The organism is Polaromonas sp. P1_E1_2, from assembly GCF_056406035.1.
The window spans coordinates 1-6,799 of the sequence record NZ_JBFUAZ010000188.1 but is presented as its reverse complement, the minus strand read 5'-3'; the positions used below and the strand labels follow the sequence as shown (position 1 = coordinate 6,799).

6 protein-coding genes are annotated in these 6,799 nt (G+C 63.2%); all 6 read right to left on the bottom strand.

Translation table 11 applies throughout. The features are described from left to right. On the bottom strand, positions 1-1,218 hold a 1,218-nt coding region (glcF, locus tag AC1D1P_RS10840; RefSeq protein WP_477672974.1), incomplete at its 3' end, for a glycolate oxidase subunit GlcF. Between the two features lie 4 nt (positions 1,219-1,222). Continuing rightward, positions 1,223-1,999, bottom strand: a complete 777-nt coding sequence (locus AC1D1P_RS10835) for a YoaK family protein (RefSeq protein ID WP_477670293.1) — start codon at positions 1,997-1,999, stop codon at positions 1,223-1,225. Between the two features lie 3 nt (positions 2,000-2,002). Beyond that, positions 2,003-3,121, bottom strand: a complete 1,119-nt coding sequence (gene glcE / locus AC1D1P_RS10830) for a glycolate oxidase subunit GlcE (RefSeq protein ID WP_477672973.1) — start codon at positions 3,119-3,121, stop codon at positions 2,003-2,005. Between the two features lie 81 nt (positions 3,122-3,202). After that, positions 3,203-4,129 carry an SMP-30/gluconolactonase/LRE family protein gene (locus tag AC1D1P_RS10825; protein WP_477672972.1) on the bottom strand — a complete coding sequence of 309 codons (927 nt, stop codon included), beginning with the start codon at positions 4,127-4,129 and terminating at the stop codon, positions 3,203-3,205. A 226-nt stretch (positions 4,130-4,355) separates the two neighbouring features. Beyond that, positions 4,356-5,894, bottom strand: a complete 1,539-nt coding sequence (locus tag AC1D1P_RS10820; RefSeq protein ID WP_477670296.1) for an ammonium transporter — start codon at positions 5,892-5,894, stop codon at positions 4,356-4,358. Positions 5,895-5,926: 32 nt separating this feature from the next. Then, a complete protein-coding gene (gene glnK / locus AC1D1P_RS10815) occupies positions 5,927-6,265 on the bottom strand; it encodes a P-II family nitrogen regulator (RefSeq protein ID WP_007873831.1) in 339 nt (112 codons plus the stop codon). Between the last annotated feature and the right edge of the window lie 534 nt (positions 6,266-6,799).

The following is a 6,799-nucleotide window of genomic DNA, read 5'->3' as shown; positions in this document are numbered from 1 at the left end:
GTCCAGCACCTCCACCCAGTGCCGCACCGGCGTTGCCGTGCCGCTTTGCAGGTGGGTGATGCAGCCGATGTTGGCCGAGATGATGGCTTCGGGTGCAGCGGCTTGCAGGTTGCCGAGCTTGCGGTCGCGCAGTTGATACGCGATGTCGGGCTGCAGCACGGAGTAGGTGCCTGCCGAACCGCAGCAGAGGTGCGCTTCGCAAGCGGCCAGCTTTACGTCAAAACCCAATGTGCCCATCAGCGTCTCGACCCCGCCGCGCAGCTGCTGGCCGTGCTGCAGCGTGCAGGGCGGATGAAACGCCAGCGTGCCGGTTCGTGCCGTGACCTTGCCCTGCAGCTCACCGACCAGCTCCGGCATGAGCTCGCTGAGGTCGCGCGTGAGTTCGCTGATGCGTACGGCTTTGGCCGCGTAGGCGGGATCGTCCCTGAGGATGTGGCCGTATTCCTTGACGGTGACCCCGCAGCCCGAAGCATTCATGACAATCGCCTCAACACCCGCGCCCTCGCCAGCTTCCACATGCGGCCACCAGGCGTCGATGTTGCGCCGCATTTCTTCCTTGCCGCCCTCCTGGTCGTTCAGGTGGAATTTGACGGCGCCGCAGCATCCGGCTTTTTGCGCCACCACCGTTTGTATGCCGGCGGCGTCGAGCACGCGCACCGTGGCGGCATTGATGTTGGGCATCATGGCGGGCTGCGCGCAGCCTTCGAGCATGAGCATCTTGCGGGCGTGCTGGCGCGCGGGCCATGGGCCGGCGGCCTGCCTGGCCGGTACCTTGTTTTTGAGCGATGCGGGCAAGAGGCCGCGGACGGCTTGTCCGGCTTTCATGGCGGGCGCAAAAAGCGGCGACGGAAGGCCTTCCTTGAGAGCCCAGCGCACGGCACGCTCACCGGCCGGGCGCGGCACGCGCTCGTCAACCAGCTTGCGGCCGATATCCACCAGGTGCCCGTATTCCACCCCGCTGGGGCAGGTGCTTTCGCAGTTGCGGCAGGTGAGGCACCGGTCCAGGTGCAGCTGGGTCTTGCGTGTGGGCGCTTCACCCTCCAGCACTTGCTTGATGAGGTAGATACGGCCGCGCGGGCCGTCAAGCTCGTCGCCCAGTAATTGGTAGGTGGGGCAGGTGGCCGTGCAAAAACCGCAATGCACACATTTGCGCAGGATGGCTTCAGCCTCCAGGCCGTCAGCGGTGTTTTTGAATTCAGGGGCGAGGTGGGTTTGCATGGCGTCAGGACCCTTCTTTCAGGGCCAGAGCGAGGGCCTTGCGCCGGGCAGCGCGCTGGAAATCCGCATACAGCGGCGGCAAGGACAAGGTCAACAGCATGAGGGCCAGGGGCACGACCCAGATGAAACCGACGTATTTGAAGCCGGCCGCACCGACCAGGCCGCCGGCAATGAACATGGCCAGCAAGGTGCCCAAGAGCCGTACCTTGATGCGGTTGGCACGCACACGGGACTCGATGGAGCTGGCGGTACGGTTCCAGTAAAACATCTTGCCGAGCTCGATGCCAAGGTCGGTGATGACGCCGGTCATGTGCGTGGTGCGGATCTGGGAGGACGAGATTTTGCTGACCAGCGCGTTTTGCAGGCCCATGGTGAAGGCCAGCACCAGCACGGTCAGGGGCACGGCGAACGGCGTCTGCCGGTTCAGCGTTGCGCCAAGCAGGCCGAAGACCAGCAAAAGAACGGACTCGAGCAACAGCGGCAGGGCGAACTCACTGCGAAGGTGCCGGTGGCGCGCCCAATTGACCAGCACGGCCGTCACTGCCGCACCCAGGGTGAAGGCCAGCAAGGCGCCCACCGCACCCAGCACCAGTGTCAGGTTCCCAAGGATGAGGTTGTCGGCCACGATCGAGACAAACCCCGTCATGTGCGAGGTGTACATGCTGACCAGCAGGAAGCCCCCGGCGTTGACAGCCCCGGCATTGAACGCAAGCACGCCGCCGAGCAGGCGGTTGATGGTGGGCGTGCGGTGCTGCCCGGTGAGATGGCGCAGGCGGCGCATGAATTACCAGCCCGCCGCCATGCGGCCGCGGTTAAGGATTCCGGCGGGATCGAACTCGCGCTTGAGGTCCCGGTGGATCCGGTCCAATGGCGGCTTTAATGCATCAAATCGGGCTGTAGCACCTGCTGGTATTGCGCCGGCAGCTATAAAAAGAGTAGCATGTCCGCCAGCCTGTGCAGCGGCCGCACGCAATGCCTGTGCTTGCCCCGCGCCTGCCCGTACCCATCGCTGGGCGCCATGCCATTCCACCAGCGGCGAGTCGGGCAAATCCGGAACATGGGCCGTTTGCGGCAAGGACAGCCGCCACAAGTCCTGGTCGACCTGGCGTGCCCGGAACCACGGGTGCTGCTGGTTGCGACAGTCCTGCCAATAGCCGGCAGCTTCGGCGCTGCCTTGTTTCTCGCCGCCCAGCACCTTGCAGGCGGCTTCGACCGCGGCAACCGCGCCGCGCAATCGCAGACAGAGCGTACCGATGCCGGCCTCTTCAGACCAGCAGCTCGCATTGAGCGGCAAGGGCCGGCCGCCCCAGGCATTCAGCCAGTCAAGCGCCTGCGCCTGGCTGCATTCAAAGCGCAGGGTGGCCTCGGCAGGCGCTACCGGCAGCACCTTGAGGCTCACTTCAGTGAGCACGCCCAAGGTACCCAGGGCACCCACCATGAGCCGGGAGACGTCATAACCCGCCACATTTTTCATGACCTGCCCGCCGAACGTGAGCAGTTCGCCACGCCCGTTGATGAGCTTGAGGCCCAACATGTAATCACGCACCGCGCCCACGCTGGCGCGTGCTGGCCCGCTCAGGCCGCTGGCAACCATGCCGCCCACGGTGGCTTTTGCCCCTGAACCGTCAAAACGGGGCGGCTCGAAGGGCAGGCACTGGCCCTGGGCCGCCAGCAAGGCCTCGAGTTCGGCCAGCGGCGTGCCGGCGCGCGCAGTCACGACCAGTTCACTCGGTTCGTAGCTGATGACACCCGCGTATGGCGTCATGTCGAGGATGTCGCCTTCCAGGGATTGGCCGTAAAAGTCCTTGGTGCCGCCGCCGCGAATACGCAGCGGCGTGCCAGTGGCAGCGGCAGCGCGTATCCGCCCGGTCAGGGAGTCCATCACGTCAGTGTCTGAAGGCATGGCTGGGATGGTACGTGGGTATCGCGCCTGGGGAGTTGATCTTTTTGCATGCCGCCTGTTCGGTTTTTTCAGAGGCGAAGCTCAATCCTCGAAAAAATTCACCGGCAAGCCGGGCACATCCACCCGCATCGAAAACACACAGCCAGACTCGGGATAGGCCTGCAGCTCGGCGGCCGGCCGGTTGTAGCTTGCCGTGGTGATGTAAAGCGTTTGCAGGTCGTCGCCGCCAAAACACGGCATGGTCGGGCATTGCGCCGGCACGGGAATTTCAGCCAGCAGTTCTCCGGCCGGCGACAGCTTGAGAAGGCGCGCACCTTCAAACATGGCCACCCAGTAGTTGCCCTGGATATCCACCGCGGCGCCGTCAGGCCGCCCGCCATAGCCAGGCATGCCGAACTGCCAGCCGGCAGGCTTGCCCGGCCATTGGTGGAAAACACGGCGGTTTCCCATGGTGTTGCTGTCGGCATCCCAATCCCAGGCGTGTGTGGTGTGCGTGGGGGTATCCGTCCAGTACACGGTTGCGGCGTCCGGCGACCAGGCCAGGCCATTGGCAATGATGGCGCCGCCTGCCTTACGCTCCACCACGGGCACGAGGCTGTTGCGGCAGTCGATGGAAAAAAGCTCGGCCACGGACTTGTCCCGTGGTTCGTACATCGTGCCGGCCCAGAAGCGGCCGCGGGGGTCGGCCTTGCCGTCGTTGAACCGCGTTGTGTTGGTGTCATGGCCGGCCCGCATGAGCTGCTGGAGCTCGGCGCCCCACTCGCGGGCGCGGTAAATGCCGTCGCGCAATGCGATCACCAGGCCACTGCCTTGCCCCTGTGTACGGGCCGGCGCAATGCTGCCGGGCTCCGACGGCATGGCCCAGCTTTGCACCGTCCCCATAAAGACGTTGCAACGGTGAATCTGCCGGCCTGGAATGTCAACCCAATACAGCATTTGCTCGTCGGGATGCCAGAACGGCGATTCACCCAGTTCACTGGGTTGTGCAACAACGGTTTGCCATGTCATGCGGCGTTCCTTGAAAGGCTGAAAAGTGGACAGGGACCCAAGGTTAGCACCGGCAGGGCCGCCGCCGGAAACGGCCCCCGCAGCCGAATCCCGGCGATCGTGCAACGCCCACAAGGCACGCGTCAAAAAAAACAGCCCACCGGCTTGCGCCAGCGGGCTGAACATCCAAAGGAGATACTCAATCAGGGGGCTGCCCTGGGGCAGCCCGAATTCGTCTGACTATGAATTAACGGTTGTAGGCGGTCTCACCGTGCGAGGTGATGTCCAGGCCTTCGCGTTCGTCTTCTTCGCTGACGCGCAGGCCAATCGTGAGGTCAACCACCTTGTAGGCGATGAAGGAAACCACACCGGACCAGACGATGGTGATCAGCACGGCCTTGGCCTGGATCCAGACCTGGCCGGCGATGGTGTAAGCGTCAGGCGTCACGGCCGTGGCGGTCACCCAGTCACCCACGAAGCTTGGGCCACCCAGGGCTGGCGAGTTGAAGACGCCGGTGAGCAGCGCGCCCAGAATACCACCCACGCCATGCACGCCGAACACGTCGAGCGAGTCGTCAGCGCCCAGCAGTTTCTTCAGGCCGTTCACACCCCAGAGGCAGGCGAAGCCGGCGATCAGGCCGATGATGAGGCCGCCGCCGATGCCGACGTTGCCGGCTGCGGGCGTGATGGCCACCAGGCCGGCGACAGCGCCGGACGCTGCACCCAGCATCGAGGCCTTGCCGCGCATCAGCGCTTCACCGACGCACCATGCCAGCACAGCGGCAGCGGTAGCACCCAGCGTGTTGATGAAGGCCAGGGCGGCGAAACCGTTGGCTTCCAGGGCGGAGCCGGCGTTGAAGCCGAACCAGCCCACCCACAGCAATGCGGCGCCAACCATGGTCAACGTGAGGCTGTGAGGGGCCATGGCTTCCTTGCCGTAGCCGATACGCTTGCCTATGCAGAAGGCGCCTACCAGGCCGGCGACAGCGGCGTTGATGTGCACCACGGTACCGCCTGCAAAATCCAGGGCGCCCATTTGCCAGATATAACCGCCCTTGGCGCTCATGGCGTCGGCGACTTCCTTGCCGGTGTAGGCGTCAGGGCCCATCCAGAACCAGACCATGTGGGCAATAGGTGCATAGCTGAAGGTGAACCAGATCGCCATGAACAGCAGCACTGCGGAGAACTTGATGCGTTCGGCAAAGGCGCCAACGATCAGCGCGCAGGTGATGCCGGCAAAAGTGGCCTGGAAGGCTGCGAACACGATCTCGGGGATCACGACACCCTTGCTGAAGGTGGCGCCATTGGCAAAGGTGCCCGCGACGTTGTCCCAGATGCCCTTCATGAAGAGCCGGTCGAAGCCGCCGAAGAAGGCGTTGCCTTCGGTGAAAGCCAGGCTGTAGCCATAGATAAACCACAGCACGACGATCATCGAGAACGTCACCATGACCTGCATCAGGACGGACAGCATGTTCTTGCTGCGGACCAGACCGCCGTAGAACAGGGCCAGGCCAGGCACGGTCATCATGATGACCAGCAGCGTGGAAACCATCATCCAGGCGGTGTCGCCTTTGTTGGGAACGGGCGCGGCGGCAGCCGGTGCAGAGGCTGCAGCTGCAGCGGCGGGTGCTGTCGCTGCGGCAGGCGCGGCGGCGGAAGCAGCAGCTTCAGCCGGCTTGGCTTCTGCAGCGGAAGCGGCGGGTGCAGCTGCCGGGGCCTGCGCCATCACGGCGCCGGTCGTCAGCAGGCTCAGTCCCAGTACAAGGGAGGCAAGTAGTTTTTTCATGTCTATGTTCTCTTCGTTTTTTGGGGTAAGCCTTACAGCGCTTCCTTGCCGGTTTCACCGGTACGGATGCGCACGACCTGCTCGAGGTTGTAAACAAAAACCTTGCCGTCGCCGATCTTGCCGGTGCGGGCGGCGCCCTCAACCGCTTCAATCACGCGATCCACCAGATCGTCGGAGACTGCTGCTTCGATCTTGACCTTGGGCAGAAAATCGACGACATACTCTGCACCGCGGTACAGCTCGGTATGGCCTTTCTGGCGGCCGAAGCCTTTGACTTCAGTCACAGTAATGCCTTGCACGCCAATGCCGGAAAGCGCTTCACGCACTTCGTCCAGCTTGAACGGTTTAATGATGGCCGTTACGAGTTTCATTTTCAGGGTTCCTCCAGGGATGAATAGGGAAGCAGCATCGTCAAGCACCACCTCAGCCGGATTAAGGCTTTTGTACGAGTCATTGCTGATGGAGTCTCCGTAGAAGCTCCAAAGGTTGGCAACTTGCGTGGACTTCTTAGCAGGTAACGTGCCAAAGACGCTTTGCATGGATGACCGGCCCGCCCCTGAACTTCGAGCGAACCTCCGCGAATCGCGCCGGATACGATGCACCAATAAAGGGCAATCAAGCGCACAATTTTGGAGCATTAAGCTAAAAAGGCATCACCAAGCCTGTCTTTAGTGCACGGCGGTCTTCTGCAACGTTCGTTTCTGGGACGGCCAGCACCAGGAGATCGGCGGCAAGAATGCCACGGCGGATCCTGGTACTGACACAACCAGGCAAGTGCACGAGACGAAAGTGAGTGCCACTATCGGATGCAGCGGGGCACACCTTTCTGGTGAACCAGCGGGTGGCTTCTCTCGCTAGGCGATACTCGTCTTAGGTGAAGGTATGGTGCACCTGCAACCCGGGAT